The following is a 22,035-nucleotide window of genomic DNA, read 5'->3' on the forward strand; positions in this document are numbered from 1 at the left end:
TGTGGGGAGGCTGCGGGGCGGTCTGTGGCTTGTCGCGCAGTTCCCCGCGCCCCTTTCAGGGTGTTTCGGCTGGGTGCGGTTTGTGTTTCCGCGGGTTGTGGGGAGGCTGCGGGGCGGTCTGTGGCTTGTCGCGCAGTTCCCCGCGCCCCTGTCAGCGCGTTCCCGGCGGTCCCGTCAGGGCGTTCCCCGCGGCCCGTTCAGGGGCGTGGGCGGTGCCCCTTCCCTGGTACATACCGACCGGTTAGTCTGGCGCCATTGCTGTGAGCCGCGACTGAGGAGACCGATGGTGGGAGCCTTTCAAGAGGCCGGAGTCGTTGTCACGGGGGCCGGCGGCGGGATCGGGGCCGCGCTCGCGCGGCGGTTCGCCGCCGAAGGGGCCCGGGTCGTCGTCAACGACCTCGACGCCGAGCGGGCCAAGCAGGTCGCCGGCGACATCGGCGGCATCGCCGTGCCCGGCGACGCCTCGGCGATCGTCGGCGACGCCCGCGACGCACTCGGCGGCACCGTCGACGTCTACTGCGCCAACGCCGGTGTCGCCGCCGACGGCATCGAGCCCGGGCAGCCGCTGGACGAGAAGGCGTGGGCCCTGTCCTGGGACGTGAACGTCATGGCCCATGTGCGGGCCGCCCAGGAGCTGCTGCCCGCCTGGCTGGAGCGCGGCAGCGGCCGGTTCGTCTCCACCGTGTCCGCCGCCGGACTGCTCACGATGATCGGCGCGGCGCCCTACGCCGTCACCAAGCACGGCGCGCTCGCCTTCGCCGAGTGGCTGTCACTGACCTACCGGCACCGCGGGGTGCAGGTCCACGCCATCTGCCCGCAGGGGGTGCGCACCGACATGCTGGCCGCCACCGGCAGCGCGGGCGACCTGGTGCTCCGGCCGACCGCCATCGAGCCGGATGCCGTCGCGGACGCCCTGCTCCAGGGCATCGCGGAGGAGCGGTTCCTGATCCTCCCGCACCCCGAGGTCGCCGCATACCATCAGGCCCGGGCCGGTGACCCCGACCGGTGGTTGTCCGGCATGAACCGCATCCAGCAGCAGTGGGAGGAGGCCCGGTGACCGCGTCCCGTTACGCCGCCAAGCCCTGGCTCGGCCTGCTCAGCGAGGCCCAGAAGGACACGATCAGCCCGGCCGCCTCCCTCGTGCACGCCCTGCGCGCCGCCGCGGCCGAGACGCCCGGCAGCGACTTCCTGGCCTACTTCGACGGCCGGCTGACCTACCGGGAGGTCGACGAGCTCAGCGACTCCGTAGCCGGGCACCTCGCGGCCCGCGGCCTGCGGCGCGGCGACCGGGTCGCGGTGCTGCTCCAGAACTCCCCGCACTTCGTGCTCGCCCTGCTGGGCGCGTGGAAGGCGGGCGCGGTCGTCGTGCCCGTCAACCCGATGTACAAGTCCGGAGAGGTGGCCCACGTCCTGCGCGACGGCGAGGTCGCCGCGCTCATCTGCTCGGACCGGGCCTGGGAGTCGTACCTGCGCGAGACGGCGGCGGACTCGCCCGTGCGGATCGTGCTCACCGGCTGCGAGCTGGACTTCCAGAGCCGCGACGACGCGCGCGTGCTCACCTTCGAACGCCTGCCGCAGGCCCCGGACGCCGACGACCTGACAGCCGTCGCGCGGGCCGGGCACACGGCGCCCGAGGATCGGGACCCGGGCGCCTGCGACATCGCGCTGATCAGCTACACCTCGGGCACGAGCGGCACGCCCAAGGGCGCCACCAACACGCACGGCAACATCATGTACAACGCCGAGCGCCAGAGGACCGGGCTGGGACTGCCCGAGCGGCCGGTGTACTTCGCGCTGGCGCCGCTGTTCCACATCACCGGCATGGTCTGCCAGCTCGGCGCCTGCCTGAACAGCGCGGGCACGCTGGTGCTGGCCTACCGCTTCGAGTCGGGCGTCGTGCTGGACGCCTTCGCCGAGCACCGCCCGCACTACACCGTCGGTCCGTCCACGGCCTTCATGGCGCTGGCGGCTCACCCCTCCGTCACCCGTGACCACTTCTCCTCCTTCCGGGTGATCTCCTCGGGCGGCGCCCCGCTGCCGCCCGCCCTGGTGGAGAAGTTCCGGGCCGGTTTCGGGCCGTACATTCGCAACGGCTACGGCCTGACCGAGTGCACCGCGCCCTGCGCCTCGGTGCCGCCCCACCTTCAGGCGCCGGTCGACCCCGCGTCCGGGACCCTCGCCGTGGGACTGCCCGGCCCCGACACGGTCGTCCGGATCGTCGACGACGCCGGCGCGGAGGTGCCCTTCGGTGAGCAGGGCGAGATCGTCGTCGCCGGGCCGCAGGTCGTGCCCGGCTACTGGCGCCGCCCCGACGCCACCGCCGCCACGTTCCCCGGCGGCGAACTGCGCACCGGCGACATCGGTTTCATGGACGAGCAGGGCTGGCTCTACGTCGTCGACCGCAAGAAGGACATGATCAACGCGTCCGGCTTCAAGGTGTGGCCGCGCGAGGTCGAGGACGTCCTCTACACGCACCCGGCGGTGCGCGAGGCCGCCGTCGTGGGGGTGCCGGACGGGTATCGCGGGGAGACCGTCAAGGCCTACATCAGCCTGCGTCCGGACGCCGACACGGACCCGGATGCACTCGCCGCCTACTGCAAGGAGAGACTGGCCGCCTACAAATATCCGCGTCAGGTGGAGATCCTGCCGGACTTGCCGAAGACGGCCAGTGGGAAGATCCTCCGTCGGGAACTTCGTTCCCGTACGCAAGGCGACTGACAACAGAACGGAAAGGCAGGTGGCGGCAGTGCCCAGGACCACGGACTCGGACGGCACGCCCGTGCCTCAGCGGCTCCTCGCCGCCGCCACCCGGCTCTTCGCCGAGCAGGGCTACGACCGCACCTCGGTGCAGGAGATCGTCGAGGCGGCCGGCGTCACCAAGGGAGCGCTCTACCACTACTTCGGTTCCAAGGACGACCTGCTGCACGAGGTGTACGCGCGCGTGCTGCGCATCCAGCAGGAACGGCTGGACGCCGTGGCCGGCGCCGACGAGCCGGTCGAGAAGCGGCTGCGGCACGCCGCCGCGGACGTCGTGGTGACGACCATCGAGAACCTCGACGACGCCATGATCTTCTGGCGTTCGATGCACCACCTCAGCCCCGAGAAGGACAAGCAGGTGCGCGCCGAACGCCGCCGCTACCACGAACGCTTCCGCGCGCTCGTGGAGGAGGGCCAGGAGTCGGGCGTCTTCTCCACGGCGACCCCGGCGGACCTCGTGGTCGACTACCACTTCGGCTCGGTCCACCACCTGTCGACGTGGTACCGCCCCGACGGCCCCCTCACGCCCCAGCAGGTCGCGGACCACCTGGCCGATCTGCTGCTGCGCGCCCTGCGCCCGTAGCGGCCGCCTCCTCCTCGGCACCGGGCGGCCCGGAGCCCTCCGGCGACCCGGACCGCCGGGGAGTCGTCAGGTGCTCGTAGGTGCCGGTGAGTTCGAGCAGGCGCCGCAGGGCCGGGCCGATGTCGTCCAGGTGGAAGGCGATGCCGTCCCGGCCCGCGGAGCGGTGGATCTGGAGCAGGGTCGACAGACCCATGGAGTCGACCGTCCCCAGCGCCCCGCAGTCCAGGTGCAGTTCCTCGACACCCTCGCCGTCGTCGAGAGCCGTCCGTACCCGCTGGAGCAGTTCCCCGCAGGTGTCGTAGTCCAGGTCGCCGGTGAGGGCCAGGCGCACGGCGTGCGGGCCGGTGCCGAATGAGGGGGTCACGGTTCGTCCAGCGTCTCGGGGTCAGGGACAGGGGGCGAGCGCGGTACGCCCGGCGTGGAGGATCCGGCGGGCGCGCGGGAAGTCGTGCAGCTGCTCCTCCAGCAGGTCCAGGCACGGCAGCAGCGAGCGCGCCGGCACCCGGCGTGCGGTGAGCACTTCGGCGGTCCACACGAGGAAGCCGGTGAAGACGTCGTCGGCGTCCACGTACAGGGCGGCCGCCAGGAAGCCGACGATGTGGGCGATGTCCTCGGCCGTACGCTCGCGCTGCTCGTCGCTGTAGCCCCGCATCGCGGGGATGTGCCGCTCCAGGCGCTGGAAGGTGTCACGCACCAGCCGGGTGGAGGACCCCGCGACCAGCGTGTACTCCTGGTCGCCCAGGTGCGGCAGGTCGTCGATCGCCTGATGGGCGGGGACCGGCCGGGTCAGCGGACCGGCCGCGAGCCGGTCCCCGGCCGCACGTGCGTCGGGAGCCCAGGCGTCGGCCCCCAGCAGGCGGGCGTAGCGGCCGTCGGTACCGAAGGCGAGGCCGCCGGCCATGACCGGGGTGCCGGCCGCCTGGACGGCGGTGATCGCGCTGTGCGCGAGGGGCAGCCGGGTGGGCAGCGAGCTGGACAGGCACACCGCGTCCGGCCCGGTGCGGTGGACGTGGCCGATCAGATGCGCGGTGGGGACCTGCGCGCCGAGGTAGTCCACCTGCCAGCCCCGCAGCCGCAGCGTCTCGGACACCAGGCGCGCGGGCAGGGCGTGCCACTCCTGGTCCACGCAGGCGACCGTGATCCGGCCCCGGGCGGACGCCGGACGGCGGGCCGGCAGGACGGCGATGACCCGGTCGTTGATGGCGGTGGCGGCGTGCTCGTCGGCCACGCTCATACGGTTGGCCGCCCACTCGATGCCGACCTTGTGCTGCACGGCGCCGATCACGTCCAGCAGCACCGCCTCGGGCTCCAGACCCGCGGCCAGGGCGTCGGTGACGACGTCGACGGCCGCGTACTCGTCCCCGGCCCGGACGGCGGCCCACAGTCGGTCCGCCCACGGCGCGGACGTGCTGTCGTCGTGCGGTGCGCAGAGACGGGCGCCGACCCCGTGGCGGCCCGGTGCGTCGTCGAGGTCGGTGATGCGTCCGGTCATGCCGTGTACCTGCCCCGGGTCGCCCCGTCCACCGCGCTGAGATGGGCACCGCGGGGCGCGGTGATGGCCAGAACGGCGATGTCGTCGTGGCGTCCGCCGCCGATCCACTGCGAGGTGACCATCTGGACGCGCTCGACGACCGCCTGCGCCGGCATGCCGGCGCACTCGGCGGCCGCCCGCTTGAGGCGCTGGTCGCCGAACATGGTGTCGCCCAGCGGGCCGCCCCTGGCCTCGGTGACGCCGTCGGTGAACAGCAGGCAGGTTTCCCCCGGAGCCAGCCGGACCCGAGCGGTCCGGGAGGTGATGGCCGGCAGCACCCCGATCAGGGTGCCGCCCGTGTCGGCCTCCTCCACGGTCCCGTCCCGCCGGATGATCAGTGGCGCGGGATGCCCGGCGGACGTGAGCCGCAGCGCCACCTCGCGCTCCTCCCGGCGGACCGAGGCCATCACGAGCGTGGCGAAACGGGTGTGGTGGCTGGTGCGCATGGCGTTGTTCACCAGCCGCAGCATCCTCGCGTGGTCGTCGGCCATCGGCAGCAGGGCGTGCAGCGTGTTGCGGATCTTGCCCGTGAGCACCGCGGCCTCCAGCCCCTTGCCGGCCACGTCCCCGAGCACGACGAGGGTCTCGGGGGAGTCCTCCGCGGGCGGGTGGACGTCGTAGAAGTCGCCGCCGATGCGCTCGGTGTCCCTGCTGGCCCGGTAGCCGCCGGCGAACTCCACGCCCTCCACCTGCCGCAGGGTGGGCGGCAGGAGCTCCCGCATGAGGGTTTCGGAGATCGAGTTCTGTTCCGCGTAGAGGCGGGCGGCCGACATCGCCGCGCCGGCCCGGGCGGCGAACAGCCCGGCCAGTGACTCCTCCGCCTCGGTGAACGCGTCCTGCTGCGCCCGGCGCAGCAGCACCAGTGCCCCGGCCGGTACGCCGAGACCCGGAAGCGGGGTGATCACGAGCGAGCCGACCTCGCCGAATCCCGCCGGGATCAGCCACTCCGGGGCCGTCGCGGGGTCGATCCACCGCGAGGGCACCGGCGGGAAGCCCCGCAGCGCCTCGGCCAGTCCGGGCACGGAATCCGGCGCCTCGGACACCGTGCTGCGGCTGAGCTCACGCCGGTGGTCGCAGGCGACCACCGGCAGGGCCTTCGCAGCGGTCGGCGAGATGACCAGTGCGGCGTCCGCCAGATGCTCCGCGGCCAGGCGCGCCGTGACCTCCATGCACCGTTCGAGGTTCAGCGAGGCCAGCAGAGCGGTGGAGGCCTCGGTGAGGAACCGGGTGCGTCCGCGCTCGGCCGCCAGCTCCGCCACCGCGAAACGGTAGGCGGTCTCGTCCAGCAGCCACCAGACCGTGCGGCCGTCCGCGAGGACGGACGGCTGCGCCGAGAACGACCGCTCGCCCACCTCACCGCTGACCGGGACGGGCCGGGTCCGGTCCGCGGCGGCGAGCCAGGCGGGGGAGGACAGCGGCTGCCCGACGCGCGCGGCGGGCAGCAGGGCACCGGCCGCGTCGTTGAGCTCCGCGAGGTGCCCGTCCGCGTCCAGGACCACCACCGGGCAGGGGGCGGAGGCGACGCTCACAGTGCTCACGCCATCGGTGCGGGGCCTGGCAGGGGAAGAAGTCATGGACGGGGCCCCTACGCGTGACCCACACCTCACTTTGCGAAGACGGGACTGTTCTCGATGCACAGTCCCGCAGACCGGGTGTGCGGTGCAACCACCGGACCCGCCCGGGGTGCGGCGAAGGACGGTTCCCGGGCGGCTCACCCCCCGAAAACGGCTCCGTACCCCGATGGCCCGTCACGAGACCGTGCGAAGTTTCACATCCCGTCCACAACCCGGGCCGGCCCTCTCCGCCCGCCGGGACGCACGGAGCGGCGGGGGTGACACCCCGCCGCCCGCACCGCGTCACAGGTACCGCTTGAGCTCCCGCCGTGCCAGCGACCGCTGGTGCACCTCGTCCGGCCCGTCCGCGATCATCAGGGTCCGCGCCCCCGCGTACAGCTCCGCCAGCGGGAAGTCCTGGCTCACCCCGCCGGCGCCGTGCAGCTGGATCGCCCGGTCGAGGATGTCCACCACCGCCCGCGGTGTGGCGATCTTGATGGACTGGATCTCGGTGTGCGCACCGCGGTTGCCCACCGTGTCCATCAGCCACGCGGTCTTCAGCACCAGCAGCCGCAGCTGCTCCACCGTCACCCGCGCGTCCGCGATCCAGTTGTGCACCACACCCTGCTGCGCCAGCGCCTTCCCGAACGCGTTGCGGGACACCGCGCGGCGGCACATCAGCTCGATCGCCCGCTCGGCCATGCCGATCAGCCGCATGCAGTGGTGGATCCGCCCGGGGCCGAGCCGCGCCTGCGCGATGGCGAAACCGCCGCCCTCCTCACCGACCAGGTTCGACACCGGCACGCGCGCGTGGTCGAAGATCACCTCGGCGTGACCGCCGTGGTAGTGGTCCTCGTACCCGAACACCTGCATGGCCCGCTTGATGGTGACGCCCGGGGTGTCGCGCGGCACCAGCACCATCGACTGCTGGCGGCGGATGTCCTCCCCGTCCGGGTCGGTCTTGCCCATCACGATGAAGATCTTGCAGTCGGGGTGCATCGCCCCGGAGATGTACCACTTGCGGCCCGTGATGACGTACTCGTCGCCGTCCCGCTCGATGTGCGTGGTGATGTTGGTGGCGTCCGAGGAGGCCACGTCCGGCTCGGTCATCGCGAACGCCGAGCGGATCTCACCGGCCAGCAGCGGCTCCAGCCACTGCTTGCGCTGCTGCTCGTCGCCGAACTGGGTGAGCACCTCCATGTTCCCGGTGTCGGGCGCCGCGCAGTTCGTCACCGTCGGCGCCAGCTGCGGGGAGCGGCCCATGATCTCGGCGAGCGGCGCGTACTGGAGGTTCGTCAGCCCGGCCCCGTACTCGGAGTCCGGCAGGAAGAGGTTCCACAGCCCCTGCCGGCGGGCCTCGGCCTTGAGCTCCTCCACCACGGGCACGGTCTCCCAGGGCGAGGCCAGCCGCTCGCGCTGCTCGTGCGCGACCGCCTCGGCGGGGTAGACGTACTCGTCCATGAAGGCGAGGAGCTTGGCGCGCAGCTCTTCGGTGCGCGCGTCGAAAGCGAAGTCCATCTGGATCAGCCCTCCTGGAGGCCTTCGTGGAGCGTGGTCAGTCCGTGCCGGACGAAGACGGGCACGAGGTCGCCGATGCGGTCGAAGCCGCGCCCGACCGTCTGGCCCAGCGTGTAGCGGTAGTGGATGCCTTCGAGGATCACGGCGAGCTTGAACCAGGCGAACGCCGTGTACCAGGAGACCGCGGAGACGTCGCGGCCGGAGCGCGCTGCGTACCGCTCGATCAGTTCCGACGGCGCGGGATGCCCCGGCGCCTCGGCGGTCGTGGAGACGGGCGACTCGGGCATGCCGAGCGGCATGCTGTACATCACCAGCAGGCCCAGGTCGGTGAGCGGGTCGCCCAGGGTCGACATCTCCCAGTCGAGGATCGCCCGGATCGAGTCGTCCTCACCGATCAGCACGTTGTCGAGCCGGTAGTCGCCGTGCACGACGGCCGGGGCGGGGGAGTCGGGCAGCTCACGCCCGAGGGCCGCGTGCAGCTCGTCGATGCCGTCCAGGTCGCGGTTGCGGGAGGCGTCCAGCTGCTTGCCCCAGCGCCGCAGCTGCCGGTCCAGGAAGCCCTCGGGCCGGCCGAAGTCCGCCAGGCCCACCTCGCCCGGGTCGACCGCGTGCAGCTCCACCAGCGTGTCGACGAGGTTCAGCACCGCGCCCCGGGTCCGCTCGGCGCCGAGCGGGAGAAGCTGGTCGGCGGTGCGGTAGGGGGTGCCGTCGACGAACTCCATGACGTAGAAGGGCGACCCGAGCACCTCCTCGTCCTCGCACAGGAGCACCGGCTCCGGGACCGGCACGGCGGTCGGGTGCAGCGCGCTGATCACCCGGTGCTCGCGCTTCATGTCGTGCGCGGTGGCCAGGACGTGGCCGAGCGGGGGCCGGCGCACGACCCACCGGGAGGTGCCGTCGGAGACCGCGTAGGTGAGGTTCGACCGTCCGCCCTCGATGAGCCGGCCGGACAGCGGGCCGTTCACCAGGCCCGGCCGCTCGCGGTCGAGCAGGCCGCGCAACCGGTCGAGATCCAGTCCGGGCGGATGGTCGGGGCTCATGCGTCGCTCCTACGGGCGGGGTGGACAGTGCCCGACTCATGATGCCGACCGGTCGGTATGTCGTCCAGAGCGGGACCGAAACGTGATCGGAGCCACGATAGGCCGACGACACCGTCCGCGAGGCGCCGGGGAGGTTTCGGCCGGTTCGTTCAGGTCATCCGGCTTGCGTTCGGTGCGACGAGCCCGGAAGGTCGGACCCATGAAGGCCATCAGCTACTCACGGTACGGCGGACCCGAGGTCCTGGCGTTCGGCGAGGTCCGCGATCCGAAGGTCGGCCCGGACGCGGTGCTCGTGAAGGTGCGGGCGGCGGCCGTGAACCCCGTCGACTGGAAGGCCCGCGAGGGATACCTCGACGGGATCCTCGCCCCGGTCTTCCCCGTGGTGCCCGGCTGGGACGTCTCGGGCGTCGTGGTGCGGCCCGGCGTGGCCGTCTCGGAGTTCGACGTCGGGGACGAGGTCATCGGGTACGTGCGCGAGGACTTCCTCTCCCGCGGCACCTTCGCCGAGTACGTGGCCGCGCCCCTGCGCACCCTCGCGCGCAAGCCACGCAACCTCTCCTTCGAGGAGGCGGCCGGGCTGCCGCTGGTCGGGCTCACCGCCTACCAGGTGCTGATCAACGTGCTCCAGGTGAAGCGGGGCGAGACCGTCCTGGTGCACGCCGCCGCCGGGGGCGTCGGTTCGATCGCCGTGCAGCTCGGCGTCCACCTCGGTGCCCGGGTGATCGGCACGGCGAGCGAGGCCAACCACGACTTCGTGCGGGGCCTCGGCGGGGAGCCGGTGGTGTACGGCGAGGGCCTCGGCGAGCGGGTGCGCGGGCTGGCCCCGGAGGGCGTGGACGCCGTGTTCGACACCGTCGGCGGGGACGCGCTGAAGGTGTCGGCGAACCTGCTGGCCCCCGAGGGCCGCCTGGTCTCGATCGCCGACAACGACGTGGTCGACTACGGCGGCCGTTACTACTTCGTCCGCCCCGACGCGCAGGACCTCCGGCGCCTGGCCGACCTGGCGGAGCAGGGCGTGGTGAGCGTGCACGTCGACGCGACGTTCCCCCTGGAGCGGGCGGCGGACGCGCACCGGCTGAACCAGGAGGGCCGCACCCGCGGCAAGATCGTCGTCACGGTGGACCGGGAGAGCGAGGGCGAGGGCGGCTGAGGGGGAACTGCCCTGAAGGAGTCGCCCTAGAGGACGAGGGCGGCCCCGCACACCGCCATCGCCACCGTGCACAGCACCGCGGCCGCCGCGTGCCGCGGTGCGAAGGCCGCGGGGCTCGGGGTGGCCGCGAGGGTGCGGATGCGCCGGTGGGCGACGCTCAGGAAGCCCAGCCAGAGCACACAGCACAGCGCGCCCGCTGTGACCCCGGCCGCCGAGGCCCCGCCGTGCAGCACGGTCTTCACCGCGAGCACGGCGACGACCGTGCCCGACAGCGTCGTACGCCGCCACGCGAGCCTGGTCCGCTCGGGCTGAAGCCCGGGGTCGCGGTCGGGGTCCTGCCGCCCTACTGCCGGCCCGCTCACCCCTCCCACCCCACGAGCACCACCAGGACCATGGCGACGGCCACGACCGCGACGACGAGGCTCAGCAACGCCGGGAAGCGGGACACCGGCAGGTCCTCGCCCCGGCGCATGGCCCGCTCGCAGCGCACCCAGTGGTTGACGGCCCGCAGCGAGCACAGCACGCCGGCGCCCAGCAGCGCGAGCGCCAGCCCGACCCGCCAGGCCCAGCGCAGGTCCGGCAGGAACTGGTCCACGGCGAAACCACCGCCGATCAGCGCGAGCGCGGTGCGCAGCCAGGCCAGGAAAGTGCGTTCGTTGGCCAGCGAGAACCGGTAGTCGGGCGTCTCGCCGTCCTCCCGGACCTCCGCCGGCACGAACCACAACCGGACGTTCCGTACGAACTCGATCACGTGCGCGACCCTACCCGGCGGCCCGTCCGGCTCCGCCCGAGCCGCCCGAGCCGCCCGAGCCGTCCGAGCCGTCCGGGCCGTCCGAGCCGTCCGGGCCGTCCGGGCCGTCCGGGCCGTCCGAGCCGTCCGGGCCGTCCGGGCCGCCCGGGCCGTCCGACCGGAACGCCTTGAGCCGCTCGTACGCCGCCAGCCCGTCCGGCACCCACTCCCAGTCGCCGAGGCGCCGCTCGATCTCGGCCTCGGGCAGGAAGTCGTACCAGGCCACCTCCTCGGCCTGCGGCCGCACGGGCAGCTCGCAGCGCACCTCGTGGACCGCCGACCACCAGCTCCGGCCGGAGCCGTCGTCGTAGAGGAACGTGAAGAGGTGCCGCGGCTGCGGCAGGCCGCTCACGCCCAGTTCCTCCTCGGCCTCGCGCAGGGCGGCCGACGCGTAGGACTCGCCCGCGCCGACGACCCCGCCGACGAACATGTCGTAGAGGGAGGGGAAGACCAGCTTGGCGGGAGTGCGCCGGTGCACGAAGACGCGGCCCTCGGCGTCCCGGGCCTGGATGAACACACAGCGGTGGCGCAGTCCCCGGGCGTACACCTCGCCGCGGGGGAACTGCCCGATGACCTGGTCGTGCTCGTCCACGATGTCGAGGATCTCGTCGGCAGCGCTCATGCCCTCATCCAAGCAGGGTGCGCGCCCCCTCCGGGGCGGTGCCCGTCAGGGCGAGGCCGGGCTCACCGCGGGTGCGGCCACCCGTGCCCGCTCCGGCGCCCCCTGCGGCATCGCGGGGTGCAGGCCCAAAAGCACGATCCCGGCGACCACGGCCAGCAGACCACCGGCCTCCCAGCCCAGGGCCATCGCGTCGGTGCGCAGCCGGTCGCCCAGGAAGCCGACGCCGCAGATGATCCCGGCGAGCGGCTGCGCCGCGGTCAGGGCGGGCAGCGACTTGCGCAGGGAGGCGGTCTCGAACGCGCTCTGCACGAGGACCAGCCCCGTGACGCCCAGCGCGAGGACGGCGTACGGCTCCCAGCCGGTGAGCAGCTCGGCGAGGCCGCCCTCGGCGGCCTTCTGCCCGCTGACCCGGGTCAGCGCGTCCTGCACGCCGTAGAGCAGTCCGGCGGCCAGCGCCAGCAGGACCGGGCCCGAGCCGAGGCGGGTCCGCTTGCCGTGCGTCGTCAGCAGCAGGGCGAGCCCGATCATGACCCCGATGATCACCCACTGCCGGACCGGATCGGCCGTCGCGGCACCGCCCTCCGGCCGGCCCGCCACGATGAACGCCGTGACCCCGCCGGCCAGCAGGAGGAGGCCCGCCCAGCCCTGGCGGCCCAGTGGCTGCCGGGTCTGCTTGCGGGAGAGCGCGAGGGCGAAGAGCAGGTTCGTCGCCAGCAGCGGCTCCACCAGCGACAGCTCGCCCTGCCCCAGCGCGGCGGCGCCGAGCCCCATGCCGACCACCATCAGCGCGATGCCGCCGAGCCAGCGCGGCACCTTCACGAGGTCGATCAGCAGGCGGAAGGAGAGGAAGTCGCTCAGCGGGGCACGCTGAGCCGCGTTCTGCTGGAGGACGAAGCCGAAGCCCAGGCAGCAGGCGGCGCCCAGGGCGAGCGCCAGTACTGGAACCGACACGCGGTGTACCTCGATCGTCAGGTCGGGTCACGGTTGCGTAGGGGCCGACTGTACCGGCCGGCTCCGCCCGGCGTGCCCGTACGTCATGCCATCGTCGGGGGCCGCGGCAGCCCACGCTATGACGTACGTCACAAAGGGCGAAACGGAAAAATCGGATGCCGCTCACACGGGTCCCGCCTGTCTCTCGGATCACAAAATCCTCACAAGTGGCGGGAGTTGACGCGTGTAACGCCCTGACGGGCCTTGACGACGACCATTGGCGGGGGGTTGGCTGTGCGTGATCAGTTCATGGCAATGCGCACATCCGCGCTCCCTCTGCCGCCGTGAGCCGAAACACCAGAAGAGCGCGTGAGGAAGTCCCGCGGTGTCCCCACCCCCGCCTCCCCTCGGCCGTGGCCGCAGACGTGCCGCGCAGGCCTTCGACGAGGCCCTCGACGACGCCGACCTCGTGGCCGCGCGCACGGCACTCGTGCAGGGCCGCTGGCAGAACGCCCGGTCCCTGCTGGTGCACACCGGGGACGACTGGGACCGGCGCGGCCACCGTGTCACCGTCCTCGCCCGGGAGTCCTCCTGCGCCGCGTGGGCCCGGGAGTGGCTGCTCGCCGAACCCGAGTCCGCCGACGCCGCCGTGCTGCTCGCCCTCGCCCAGGTCCGGCGCGCCCTGCACGGCAAGGCCAAGCCGGTCCACGCCCGCGAGGCCTGCCAGGCCGCGGTGGCCCGAGCCCCCGCCGACCCCACCCCCTGGCTCGGCCTGCTCATGCTGGAGTGCGCGGTCGGCGGCGACCAGGACGTGGTCCGCACCTTCGAGGCGGTCCGCGGTCGGTACAGCGACCACCACCACGCCCACCACCTGATGGTCGCCCACCTCGCCGGCCGCCGCGCCGAGGCCGGCCCGGACCCGCTGCACGAGGTCTACGACTTCGCCGGCTGGGCCGCCGAGCAGGCGCCCGCCGACTCCCCGCTCGCGATCCTGCCGGTCATCGCACACGCCGAGCGCTACCGCGTGCTGGCCGCCGCCGGGCAGGAACCCGCCGACCCGGCCGCCTCGGGCCACTGGACGGGCCGCCGCGCCCGCCAGGTCATGAAGGCGGCCTTCGACTGGTGGCTGGAGTGGGAGCTGGAGGGGCACCCGCGGCGGCTGATCGACCTGAACTTCCTCGCCCACGCCAAGTTCTGCGAGGGGCGGGGCGCCGAGGCCGCCGCCCTGTTCCACCGGATCGGCCGCCACGCCACCCCGGCGCCCTGGTCGTACCCGGACCGCGACCCGCACACCGCCTTCGCCGCCGCCCGCGCCGGCGCGCTCGGCACGGCCTGACCCCCCCCGACCAGAAGAGTGAGGACGCTCCCCCGATGACCACGGACAGTTCGAGAACGAGCACCACCGCCTCCGGCGGCATCAGTACGTTCAAGGGGGAGGAGCGCGCCCTGCGCGCCGACCGGCTCGGCACCGGGGGCCTGTTGCTCTCGGTCCTCGCCGCGACCGCCCCGCTCATGGTGGTCGCGGGTGTCATGCCCACTACATTCGCGGTGATGGGCATCGTCGGCCAGCCGCTGCTCTTCGTCGTCCTCGGCGTCGTCCTGATCCTGTTCAGCGTCGGATACGCCGAGATGAGCCGCCACGTCCACAACGCGGGCGCCTTCTACGCGTACATCTCCCGAGGCCTCGGCGGCACCGCCGGCGCGGGCGCCGCCCTGGTGGCCCTCGTCGCCTACAACGCGCTCCAGGTCGGCATCTACGGCATCTTCGGCTTCGAGGTCTCCGGGCTCCTCGCCACCTACGCCGACGTGCAGATCGCCTGGTGGATACCGGCGCTCGTGGCCGCGCTCGCCGTCGGGCTGCTCGGCTGGCTGAAGATCGACGTCAACGCCCGTGTGCTGGGCGTGCTGCTGGTCATCGAGGTGCTCCTCGTCGTCGTCTTCGACGTAGCCGCGATCGCCGACCCCGGCAAGGAGGGCCTGTCGCTGCACGCCTTCAACCCCGATACCCTCACCGGCGCGGGCGTCGGCACCGCGCTGTGCTTCTGCATCGCCGCGTTCCTCGGCTTCGAGCAGGCCCCGGTCTACGCCGAGGAGACCAGCCGCCCGCACGTCCTGGTGCCGCGCGTGATGTTCCTCGCCGTCGGCGGGGTCGCCGTCTTCTTCGCGCTGAGCAGCTGGGCCCTCACGGTGGCCACCGGCCCCGCCGCGATCGTCGGCACGTCCCAGAAGCAGAGCGCTGGGCTGCTGTTCTTCCTCACCGAGTCCCGCCTCGGCGGCACCTTCACGGACGTCCTGCACATCCTGTTCGTCACCGGCATGTTCGCCGCGCTGCTCAGCTTCCACAACGTCGTGGCCCGCTACGCCTTCGCCATGGGCCGCGAAGGCCTGCTGCCCGCCGCCTTCGGCCGCACCAGCGGCAGCAGCGGCGCCCCGGGCACCGGCTCGCTGCTCCAGACCGTCGTGGCCGTGGTGGTCGTGGTCGCCTTCGCGATCGCCGACGACAAGCCGGCCGGCGACCCGACCGCGCCCGTCCTGCACCTGTTCACCTGGTTCGGCAACATCGGCGCCCTCGGCGTGATCGTGCTGATGGCGGCGGCGTCCCTGTCCGTGGTCGTCTTCTTCGTCCGCCGCGGCGCCGCCGGCACCCAGGCCTGGCGGCTGGTCACGTCCTCCCTCGCATGCATCGCCCTGCTGGTCATCGCCGGCTACACGGTGAAGGACTTCGAGGTGCTGGTCGGCGCCGGCCCCGACTCGTCGCTGAGCTGGGTGCTGCCCGGCATCATCGGCCTCGCCGCGCTCGCCGGAGTGGTCCTCGGCCTGGTGCTGCGCGCCCGCGCCCCCGAGAAGCACGCCCGGATCGGCCTCGGCAACGAGGCGTTCCAGCTGGACAAGGCGGCCTCCTCCTGACGCGGCCCGCGTAAGAAGTGGTTACGGAAGTCTGACGAGCACCCGCGATCCCTGTCGTACCGGGACTGCGGGTGTTCGAATGAGTACGTGAACCAGGACGTACCCAAGGGTGTGAGCGACGAACGCCCCGAAGAGCGGGGCACCCCGATCGGCCGCCGCGTCTTCCTCGGCACCCTCGCCCTAGGCGCCGCGGGCGTGGTCGCCGCGCCCCCGCTGCAACGCGGCCTGGAGGCCTTCCTCGGCGGCGCGGCCGACAAGGACCCGACCGGCCTGACCGGTCTGCTCCCCAACGGCGGCGGCTTCCGCTACTACTCGGTCGCCGCGTCCGTCCCGCGCAAGAACGCCGACAGCTACCGCCTCACCGTGGACGGCCTGGTCGACCGCCCCACGACCTACACCCTCGACGACCTCAAGGCCCTGCCCCAGACCCGCATGGTCCGCGACGTCCAGTGCGTCACGGGGTGGCGCGTCCCCGACACGCCCTTCGAGGGCGTACGCCTGTCCCGGATCCTGGACGCCGCCCGGGTCCGCCCCACGGCCAAGGCCATCCGCTTCACCTGCTTCGACGGCACCTACACCGAGAGCCTCACCCTCGCCCAGGCCCGCCGCGCGGACGTCCTGGTCGCCCTGCGCATGCAGGACAAGGACCTCGGCCACTCCCACGGCGGCCCGGCCCGCCTCTACGTGGCGCCCATGTACTTCTACAAGTCCGCCAAGTGGCTCTCCGGCATCACCGTCACCGACGAGGTCCGGCCGGGCTACTGGGAGGAGCGCGGCTACGACGTCGACGCCTGGGTGGGCCGCTCGAACGGACGCGACGATGCCCCTACGAGCTGACACACCACCGGCCACGGCCGACGTGCGCCGCTTCACCCCGCTACAGCGCTGGACCCACCGCACCACGGCCGCGCTGATGGGTGTCTGCATCATCACCGCGGCCTGCCTCTACGTCCCCCAGCTCGCCGAACTCGTCGGCCGCCGCGCCCTGGTCGTCACCCTGCACCAGTGGTCGGGACTCGCCCTGCCCGTCCCCGTCCTGGCCGGCCTCGCCTCCCGGGCCTTCCGTGCCGACCTCGGCCACCTCAACCGCTTCGGCCCGCACGACCGCACCTGGCTGCGTGCCGCTCTGCACCGCGACAAACGCCACGCGTCCCGCCCCGCGGCGAAGTTCAACGCCGGGCAGAAGCTCTACGCCTCCTGGATCGCCGGCGCCACGCTGGTCATGCTCGCCACGGGCCTGATGATGTGGTTCACCCACCTCACCCCCCTGCTCTGGCGCACGAGCGCCACCTTCGTCCACGACTGGCTCGCCCTCACCATCGGCATCGTCCTGGCCGGCCACATCGGCATGGCCCTGGCTGACCCGGAATCCAGGAGGGGCATGCGGACGGGCAGGGTGAGCAGAGAGTGGGCAGACCGGGAGCACCCGTTGTGGCGCCCTTGAGTCTTCAGGGGCGCGGGGAACTGCGCGAACAACCACGACGGACCCGCACACGCGTACCGACGGTCAGGTCTACGGCGCGGGGGCGAAATCCAACAGCACCTTGCAGGACCGACTCCGATCACCGGCCAGGGCAAAAGCAGACTCGGCTTCCCCCACGGGCACCACCGCACTGACCAGCCGGTCGAACGCCGGCTCCCCGGCCAGCAGCGTCAACGCCTCGTCGAACTCACCGTCGAAGCGGAACGCCCCCCGCAGCTCGATCTCCCGGCTCACCACCAGGTTTCCCGCGAACGGACTCAGCCCCGACGGCAACATCCCCAGCTGCACAACGACCCCACCCCGCCGCACCCGCCGCAGACACGCATCGAGCCCCGCGGCCACCCCGGACGCCTCGACGGCCACGTCGACCTCGTCCGGCCACCCGGCATCGTCGGGATCGTCGGCGCGGACAACCGTCCCGGCACCGGCGCCCCGGGCGTACTCCAACGCCTCGGGCAGGAGATCCGTCACCGTCACCTCAGCGGCACCCGCCGCCTTCGCCGCCGCGACCACGAGACACCCGATGGGGCCGGCGCCGGTCACCAGAACGTGCCGCCCGGCCACGTTCCCGGCCCGCCGCACCGCGTGCAGCGCCACCGACAGCGGTTCGGCGAGTGCCGCCCGCCGCAGGCCGAGGCCGGGCGGCAGGGGCCGCACCTGCTCGGCGGGTACGACGACTCGGGCGGCGAAACCGCCCTGGACGTGCGGGAAACGGGCCGCGCTGCCGAGGTAGCGCGTGTCCCGGCACACGTTGCGCCGCCCGCCCGCGCACTCCGGACACACCCCGCACGGGGTCGCCGGATGCACGGCGACGGCGGTGCCCGGAGCAGGGCCCCCGGCCCCGGGGCCGTACTCCACCACCGTCCCCACGACCTCGTGCCCGAGCACCATCGGCTCCCGCAGCCGGAAGTCACCGACCCCGCCGTGCTGCCAATAGTGCAGATCGGATCCGCACACGCCGCCGTACCGCACGGCGACCAGCGCCTGCCCCGGCCCGGGCTCCGGCACCGGCAGCTCCGCCACCCGCAGGTCGCCCCGACCGTGGATCACACACCCCAGCATCAAAGCCGCCTCCCGGCAGGTCACAGCACGCTCGTCATACCGCCGTCGACATACAGCACCTGCCCGCTGACGAAGTCCGCCGCGGGGGAGGCGAGGAACAGCAACCCGCCCACCAGGTCCTGCGTACGGCCCCAGCGCCCGGCCGGCGTACGCCGCCGCACCCAGGAGCTGAACTCCTCGTCCTGAACCAGCGGCCGGGTCAGCTCGGTCTCGATGTAGCCCGGACCGAGCCCGTTGACCTGCACACCGCTCGGACCCCAGTCCGCGCACATGCCCTTGGTGAGCATCTTCAGCGCGCCCTTGGTGGCGGCGTACGGCGCGATCCCGGGCCGTACCACCTCGCTCTGTAGCGAGCAGATGTTGATGATCTTCCCGTGGCCGCGTTCCGTCATCCGGCGCGCCGCCTCACGGCCGACCAGGAAGGCACTGGTCAGATTGGTGTCCAGGATCCGGTGCCAGTCGGAGTCGGCGAACTCCAGCAGCGGGGCGCGCAGTTGCATGCCCGCGTTGTTGACGAGGATGTCGAGCGGGCCCACCCGCTCCTCGACCTCGGCGACCCCCGAGGCCACCGAGGATCCGTCCGTCACGTCGAACGCGGCCGTGTGCACCCGGTCGCCCGGCAGCCCGGCGGCCGCCTCGGCGAGCCGGTCCTCGTCGCGCCCGTTCAGCACGACCGTGCAGCCGGCCTCCGCCAGACCACGCGCGAGGGCGAGTCCGATGCCCCGGCTGGAGCCGGTGACCAGGGCCGTACGGCCGCCGATGTCGAAGAGAGGGTGAGCCGTCATCGCCGCGGCGCTCCTAGATCACGAGGGACAACAGCAGGACGATGCCGCCGGCGACCACCGAGATGATCGTCTCCATGACGGACCAGGTCTTGATGTTCTGGCCGACGCTCAGTCCGAAGTACTCCTTCACCATCCAGAACCCGGCGTCGTTGACATGGCTGAAGAACAGCGAGCCGGCGCCGATGGCCAGGACGAGGAGAGCCGCGTGCGTGCTCGACATGTCCGCCGCGAGCGGGGCGACCAGACCGGCGGCGGAGACCGTCGCCACCGTCGCCGAACCGGTCGCGAGGCGGATCACCACCGCGATGAGCCAGGCCAGCAGCAGCGCCGGGATCGCCCAGTCCTTGGAGATGTCCAGGACCATCTGTCCCACGCCGGTGTCGATCAGCGTCTGCTTGAAGCCGCCACCCGCGCCGACGATCAGCAGGATGCCCGCGATCGGCATGAGGCTCTTCTCGACGAGCGGCGAGACCCGCTCCTTGGAGAACCCGGCGGGCCGCAACAGCGTGAAGATGCCGACCAGCACCGAGGCGAGCAGCGCGATCATCGGGGCGCCGATCACGTCGAAGACGCGCTGGACGAGGTTCTCCGGGTCGTCGACGACGATGTCGACGAGCGCCTTGGCCAGCATGAGGATCACCGGCAGCAGCACCGTGAACAGCGTGGCGCCGAAGCCGGGGCGCTTGTCGAGCTCCTCGGAGGCCCGCTGCGGGATCATCTTCTCGGGGGCGGGGACGTCGACCCAGCGGGCGGCGTACTTCGAGAACACCGGGCCGGCGATGATCACGGTGGGGATGGCGACGAGGACACCGAGCGCCAGGGTGATGCCGAGGTCGGCACCGACCGCGTCGATCGCGACCAGCGGACCGGGGTGCGGCGGCACCAGGCCGTGCATCACGGACAGGCCCGCGAGCGCCGGGATGCCGATGCGCATCAACGAGTAGTTGCCGCGCTTGGCGACCATCAGCACGACCGGGATCAGCAGCACTATGCCGACCTCGAAGAACAGCGGCAGCCCGATCACCGAGGCGATCAGCACCATCGCCCACGGCATCGACCGCCCGCCGGCCCGGTCGAGGATGGTGTCGACGATCTGGTCGGCGCCGCCGGAGTCGGCGAGCATCTTGCCGAGGATCGCCCCGAGGGCGATCAGCACGCCGACGCCCGCGACCGTGGTGCCGAGGCCGGCGCTGAAGCTGGTGAGCACCTTGTCCAGCGGCGCCCCGGCGATCGCGCCGAGCGTCAGTGACCCGATGGTCAGTGCCAGGAAGGCGTGCAGCTTGAACTTGGTGATGAGCAGGACGATGACGGCGATGCCCGCCAGGACGGCGATGCCCAGCTGAGCGTGGCCGGCCGAGGTGATCGGCTCGGGTGCGTCCGCTGCCAGCATCTCGACGCTGAGTCTGGTCACGGTGGGTTCCCTTGCGTTGGGGAGAAGGGGAGGGGGAGGAGAAACCGCCGGGGGGCTACCGAACGGGCTCGGGGAGATCCCGCAGGGCGTGCGCCGCCCGCTCGGTGATCTCCTCCGGGCCGCCCGCGACGTCCACCCCGACCCCCGCCTCGTCCGCCGCGAGGGGCTGGAGCGTGGCGAACTGGGAGTCGAGCAGCGCCGTGGGCATGAAGTGCCCCTGCCGGTGCGACATCCGGTCCTCGATCAGTGCGCGGTCACCCGTGAGGTGCACGAAGACCACGCCGGGCGCGGCGGCCCGCAGCCGGTCGCGGTACGACCGTTTCAGCGCCGAGCAGCTGACCACCCCGCCGAGCCCGGCCCGCCCGTGGGCCCACTCGCCGATGGCGTCGAGCCAGGGCAGGCGGTCCTCGTCGGTGAGCGGGGTACCGGCGGACATCTTGGTGATGTTGGCCGGCGGGTGGAAGTCGTCGCCCTCGGCGTACGGAACGCCGAGCCGGGCCGCGAGCAGGGGACCGATGGTGGTCTTGCCGGTGCCCGCTACGCCCATGACCACGACGACATGGGGGGTGTTCATCGCTGCCTCACTGTCTGCTGTCCGAGGTCGACACGTGATGTCGACGCAACTGAAACCCATTAGGTACGACGAATTCAAGAGGTCGTGCTCAATAAGTCTGACTTTTTGTCTCCGTGATCTACCCCGTACGCTGAGTGCATGAGCACACCGGGCCGGGGCCTGCACGGCCATGTACTGGACACCCTCGGCCCCGAGATCACGGCGGGTGAGTACCCGCCCGGCAGCGTCCTGCGCACCGACGAGCTCGCCCAGCGTTTCGACGTGTCGCGCTCCGTGATGCGCGAGGCGGTCCGTGTCCTGGAGTCCATGTACCTGGTCGAGTCCCGCCGCCGCGTCGGCGTGACGGTCCGCCCGAAGTCCGAGTGGAACGTCTACGACCCGCAGGTCATCCGCTGGCGTCTGGCCGGCGCGGACCGCCCCGGGCAGCTGCGGTCCCTCACGGTGCTGCGCTCGGCGATCGAACCCGTCGCGGCCGGCCTCGCCGCCCGGCACGCCACGTCCGAGCAGTGCGCGGAGCTCACGGAGTGCGCCCTCGGCATGGTCGCCCACTCCCGCGGTCACAAACTGGAGGGGTACCTCCTCCACGACGTGGCCTTCCACCGCGTCGTCCTGGCCGCCTCCGGCAACGAGATGTTCGCCCGCCTCGGCGACGTCGTCGCCGAGGTCCTGACCGGCCGCACCCAGCACGACGTGATGTTCGAGGACCCCGACCCGGCCGCCGTCACCCTGCACGTCCAGGTCGCCGAGGCGGTCCGCGCGGGCGATGCCGCCCGGGCGGAGCAACTGACCCGCGAGATCACGGTCGGCGCCCTCCAGGAACTCGACATCCTGGCGCCGTAGCACAGGCCCTAGGCGGGAAACTCCCCGTCGACGTACACCCAGGCCCCGTCGACCCGCTCGAAGCTGCTCCGCTCGTGCAGGGACCCGCCCCGGTACGACGCCCGGAACTCCACGGTCCCGGCGGAGTGGAACGCGGATCCGCCGCTCGTCCCCAGGATCTCCAGCCCGGTCCACCGCATCCCCGGATCCAGCTCCAGCGTCCCGGGCCGCGTCCGCGGATGCCAGGTCCGCAGCAGGTAGCCGGTGTCCCCCTGCACGAAGGCGCAGTACCGCGACCGCATCAGCGCCTCGGCGGTCGGCGCGGCGGCGGCCCCGGAGTGGTAGCGGCCGCAGCAGGCCTCGTAGGGCCCGGGGAGCCCGCAGGGGCAGGAACGCCTGGTCATGGTCACCTCTCCGCGACAACGCCTGAGGGCCGTGACCTCGCGGTCACGGCCCTCAGCCTCATGTGTCCGAGGGGGGACTTGAACCCCCACGCCCGATAAAGGGCACTAGCACCTCA

Annotated in this window: 22 protein-coding genes and 1 pseudogene; 9 read left to right on the forward strand and 14 right to left on the reverse strand. The window is 72.6% G+C overall.

Features of this window, described 5'->3' with window-relative positions; genetic code table 11:
- Positions 1 to 283: 283 nt before the first annotated feature.
- Genes AB0E85_RS24510 through AB0E85_RS24520 form a run of 3 tightly spaced genes read left to right on the forward strand, consistent with a single transcriptional unit; the run spans position 284 to position 3,340 of the window.
- Positions 284 to 1,057: an SDR family oxidoreductase gene (locus AB0E85_RS24510; protein ID WP_361930885.1), complete on the forward strand. Its 774-nt coding sequence runs from the start codon at positions 284 to 286 to the stop codon at positions 1,055 to 1,057.
- Complete coding sequence (locus AB0E85_RS24515; protein ID WP_361930888.1) at positions 1,054 to 2,718, forward strand: AMP-binding protein; 1,665 nt, start codon at positions 1,054 to 1,056, stop codon at positions 2,716 to 2,718. Before AB0E85_RS24510 ends, AB0E85_RS24515 begins: the two co-directional genes overlap by 4 nt.
- A gap of 28 nt (positions 2,719 to 2,746) precedes the next feature.
- A complete protein-coding gene (locus AB0E85_RS24520; protein WP_361930890.1) occupies positions 2,747 to 3,340 on the forward strand; it encodes a TetR/AcrR family transcriptional regulator in 594 nt (197 codons plus the stop codon).
- Here AB0E85_RS24520 and AB0E85_RS24525 read toward each other — a convergent pair.
- The 5 genes from AB0E85_RS24525 to AB0E85_RS24545 form a co-directional block, all read right to left on the reverse strand.
- Positions 3,279 to 3,704, reverse strand: coding sequence for an STAS domain-containing protein (locus AB0E85_RS24525; RefSeq protein WP_361930893.1), 426 nt, complete (start codon positions 3,702 to 3,704; stop codon positions 3,279 to 3,281). The two genes, AB0E85_RS24520 and AB0E85_RS24525, sit on opposite strands and share 62 nt — an antisense overlap.
- A gap of 21 nt (positions 3,705 to 3,725) precedes the next feature.
- Entirely contained in the window at positions 3,726 to 4,832 is a 1,107-nt protein-coding gene (locus tag AB0E85_RS24530) for a cobalamin-dependent protein (RefSeq protein ID WP_361930896.1), read from the reverse strand.
- Entirely contained in the window at positions 4,829 to 6,409 is a 1,581-nt protein-coding gene (locus tag AB0E85_RS24535; RefSeq protein WP_361930899.1) for a PP2C family protein-serine/threonine phosphatase, read from the reverse strand. Before AB0E85_RS24535 ends, AB0E85_RS24530 begins: the two co-directional genes overlap by 4 nt.
- Before the next feature lie 318 nt (positions 6,410 to 6,727).
- On the reverse strand, positions 6,728 to 7,942 hold the full coding sequence (locus AB0E85_RS24540) for an acyl-CoA dehydrogenase (protein ID WP_361930901.1): 1,215 nt from the start codon (positions 7,940 to 7,942) through the stop codon (positions 6,728 to 6,730).
- A 5-nt stretch (positions 7,943 to 7,947) separates the two neighbouring features.
- Entirely contained in the window at positions 7,948 to 8,982 is a 1,035-nt protein-coding gene (locus AB0E85_RS24545) for a phosphotransferase family protein (protein ID WP_361930904.1), read from the reverse strand.
- Between the two features lie 199 nt (positions 8,983 to 9,181).
- Between AB0E85_RS24545 and AB0E85_RS24550 the strand changes: the two genes are divergently transcribed.
- Entirely contained in the window at positions 9,182 to 10,132 is a 951-nt protein-coding gene (locus AB0E85_RS24550; RefSeq protein WP_361930907.1) for an NADP-dependent oxidoreductase, read from the forward strand.
- A 26-nt stretch (positions 10,133 to 10,158) separates the two neighbouring features.
- Here the strand turns inward: AB0E85_RS24550 and AB0E85_RS24555 are convergent, their stop codons facing one another.
- The 4 genes and pseudogenes from AB0E85_RS24555 to AB0E85_RS24570 form a co-directional block, all read right to left on the reverse strand.
- Complete coding sequence (locus AB0E85_RS24555; RefSeq protein ID WP_361930910.1) at positions 10,159 to 10,494, reverse strand: DUF202 domain-containing protein; 336 nt, start codon at positions 10,492 to 10,494, stop codon at positions 10,159 to 10,161.
- Entirely contained in the window at positions 10,491 to 10,883 is a 393-nt protein-coding gene (locus tag AB0E85_RS24560; protein ID WP_033311856.1) for a DUF202 domain-containing protein, read from the reverse strand. The genes AB0E85_RS24555 and AB0E85_RS24560 overlap by 4 nt, the downstream gene beginning before the upstream one ends.
- Before the next feature lie 148 nt (positions 10,884 to 11,031).
- Positions 11,032 to 11,544: pseudogene (locus AB0E85_RS24565) on the reverse strand (NUDIX domain-containing protein); the annotation flags it as partial.
- A 45-nt stretch (positions 11,545 to 11,589) separates the two neighbouring features.
- Positions 11,590 to 12,495, reverse strand: a complete 906-nt coding sequence (locus AB0E85_RS24570) for a DMT family transporter (RefSeq protein ID WP_361930912.1) — start codon at positions 12,493 to 12,495, stop codon at positions 11,590 to 11,592.
- A gap of 364 nt (positions 12,496 to 12,859) precedes the next feature.
- On the opposite strand from AB0E85_RS24570, the gene AB0E85_RS24575 reads away from it, so the two are divergent.
- The 4 genes from AB0E85_RS24575 to AB0E85_RS24590 all read left to right on the forward strand — a co-directional run bounded on the left by AB0E85_RS24575 (position 12,860) and on the right by AB0E85_RS24590 (position 16,825).
- Entirely contained in the window at positions 12,860 to 13,810 is a 951-nt protein-coding gene (locus AB0E85_RS24575; RefSeq protein ID WP_361930914.1) for a hypothetical protein, read from the forward strand.
- Positions 13,811 to 13,845: 35 nt separating this feature from the next.
- Complete coding sequence (locus AB0E85_RS24580; RefSeq protein ID WP_361930916.1) at positions 13,846 to 15,381, forward strand: APC family permease; 1,536 nt, start codon at positions 13,846 to 13,848, stop codon at positions 15,379 to 15,381.
- Between the two features lie 111 nt (positions 15,382 to 15,492).
- Positions 15,493 to 16,218, forward strand: coding sequence for a molybdopterin-dependent oxidoreductase (locus AB0E85_RS24585; RefSeq protein ID WP_361930944.1), 726 nt, complete (start codon positions 15,493 to 15,495; stop codon positions 16,216 to 16,218).
- Positions 16,202 to 16,825, forward strand: coding sequence for a cytochrome b/b6 domain-containing protein (locus AB0E85_RS24590; protein WP_361930919.1), 624 nt, complete (start codon positions 16,202 to 16,204; stop codon positions 16,823 to 16,825). The genes AB0E85_RS24585 and AB0E85_RS24590 overlap by 17 nt, the downstream gene beginning before the upstream one ends.
- A 69-nt stretch (positions 16,826 to 16,894) precedes the next feature.
- On the opposite strand, the gene AB0E85_RS24595 is transcribed toward AB0E85_RS24590, so the two are convergent.
- From AB0E85_RS24595 to AB0E85_RS24610, 4 genes are read right to left on the reverse strand one after another with little or no spacing between them, the layout of a single operon-like run.
- On the reverse strand, positions 16,895 to 17,926 hold the full coding sequence (locus AB0E85_RS24595; protein ID WP_361930922.1) for an L-idonate 5-dehydrogenase: 1,032 nt from the start codon (positions 17,924 to 17,926) through the stop codon (positions 16,895 to 16,897).
- Between the two features lie 20 nt (positions 17,927 to 17,946).
- A complete protein-coding gene (locus AB0E85_RS24600; RefSeq protein ID WP_361930925.1) occupies positions 17,947 to 18,711 on the reverse strand; it encodes an SDR family oxidoreductase in 765 nt (254 codons plus the stop codon).
- 13 nt (positions 18,712 to 18,724) lie between these two features.
- The gene (locus tag AB0E85_RS24605) at positions 18,725 to 20,122 is read right to left on the reverse strand and encodes a gluconate:H+ symporter (protein ID WP_361930927.1); all 1,398 of its coding nucleotides are present in this window, start codon (positions 20,120 to 20,122) and stop codon (positions 18,725 to 18,727) included.
- A gap of 55 nt (positions 20,123 to 20,177) precedes the next feature.
- Positions 20,178 to 20,696: a gluconokinase gene (locus AB0E85_RS24610; protein ID WP_361930929.1), complete on the reverse strand. Its 519-nt coding sequence runs from the start codon at positions 20,694 to 20,696 to the stop codon at positions 20,178 to 20,180.
- A 138-nt stretch (positions 20,697 to 20,834) separates the two neighbouring features.
- On the opposite strand from AB0E85_RS24610, the gene AB0E85_RS24615 reads away from it, so the two are divergent.
- Positions 20,835 to 21,536, forward strand: a complete 702-nt coding sequence (locus AB0E85_RS24615; protein ID WP_361930932.1) for a FadR/GntR family transcriptional regulator — start codon at positions 20,835 to 20,837, stop codon at positions 21,534 to 21,536.
- Between the two features lie 8 nt (positions 21,537 to 21,544).
- Here the strand turns inward: AB0E85_RS24615 and AB0E85_RS24620 are convergent, their stop codons facing one another.
- On the reverse strand, positions 21,545 to 21,919 hold the full coding sequence (locus tag AB0E85_RS24620; protein WP_361930934.1) for a YchJ family metal-binding protein: 375 nt from the start codon (positions 21,917 to 21,919) through the stop codon (positions 21,545 to 21,547).
- Positions 21,920 to 22,035: the final 116 nt, after the last annotated feature.

The sequence above is a fragment of the Streptomyces sp. NPDC029044 genome (assembly GCF_040637495.1).
In the GTDB taxonomy this organism is placed as follows: Bacteria; Actinomycetota; Actinomycetes; order Streptomycetales; family Streptomycetaceae; genus Streptomyces.

Coding starts and splice junctions, on each gene's coding strand:
- AB0E85_RS24510 (WP_361930885.1), top strand. CDS start 284: ATGGTGGGAGCCTTTCAAGAGGCCGGAGTCGTTGTCACGGGGGCCGGC.
- AB0E85_RS24530 (WP_361930896.1), bottom strand. CDS start 4,832: ATGACCGGACGCATCACCGACCTCGACGACGCACCGGGCCGCCACGGG.
- AB0E85_RS24540 (WP_361930901.1), bottom strand. CDS start 7,942: ATGGACTTCGCTTTCGACGCGCGCACCGAAGAGCTGCGCGCCAAGCTC.
- AB0E85_RS24545 (WP_361930904.1), bottom strand. CDS start 8,982: ATGAGCCCCGACCATCCGCCCGGACTGGATCTCGACCGGTTGCGCGGC.
- AB0E85_RS24550 (WP_361930907.1), top strand. CDS start 9,182: ATGAAGGCCATCAGCTACTCACGGTACGGCGGACCCGAGGTCCTGGCG.
- AB0E85_RS24580 (WP_361930916.1), top strand. CDS start 13,846: ATGACCACGGACAGTTCGAGAACGAGCACCACCGCCTCCGGCGGCATC.
- AB0E85_RS24590 (WP_361930919.1), top strand. CDS start 16,202: ATGCCCCTACGAGCTGACACACCACCGGCCACGGCCGACGTGCGCCGC.
- AB0E85_RS24595 (WP_361930922.1), bottom strand. CDS start 17,926: ATGCTGGGGTGTGTGATCCACGGTCGGGGCGACCTGCGGGTGGCGGAG.
- AB0E85_RS24600 (WP_361930925.1), bottom strand. CDS start 18,711: ATGACGGCTCACCCTCTCTTCGACATCGGCGGCCGTACGGCCCTGGTC.
- AB0E85_RS24610 (WP_361930929.1), bottom strand. CDS start 20,696: ATGAACACCCCCCATGTCGTCGTGGTCATGGGCGTAGCGGGCACCGGC.
- AB0E85_RS24615 (WP_361930932.1), top strand. CDS start 20,835: ATGAGCACACCGGGCCGGGGCCTGCACGGCCATGTACTGGACACCCTC.
- AB0E85_RS24620 (WP_361930934.1), bottom strand. CDS start 21,919: ATGACCAGGCGTTCCTGCCCCTGCGGGCTCCCCGGGCCCTACGAGGCC.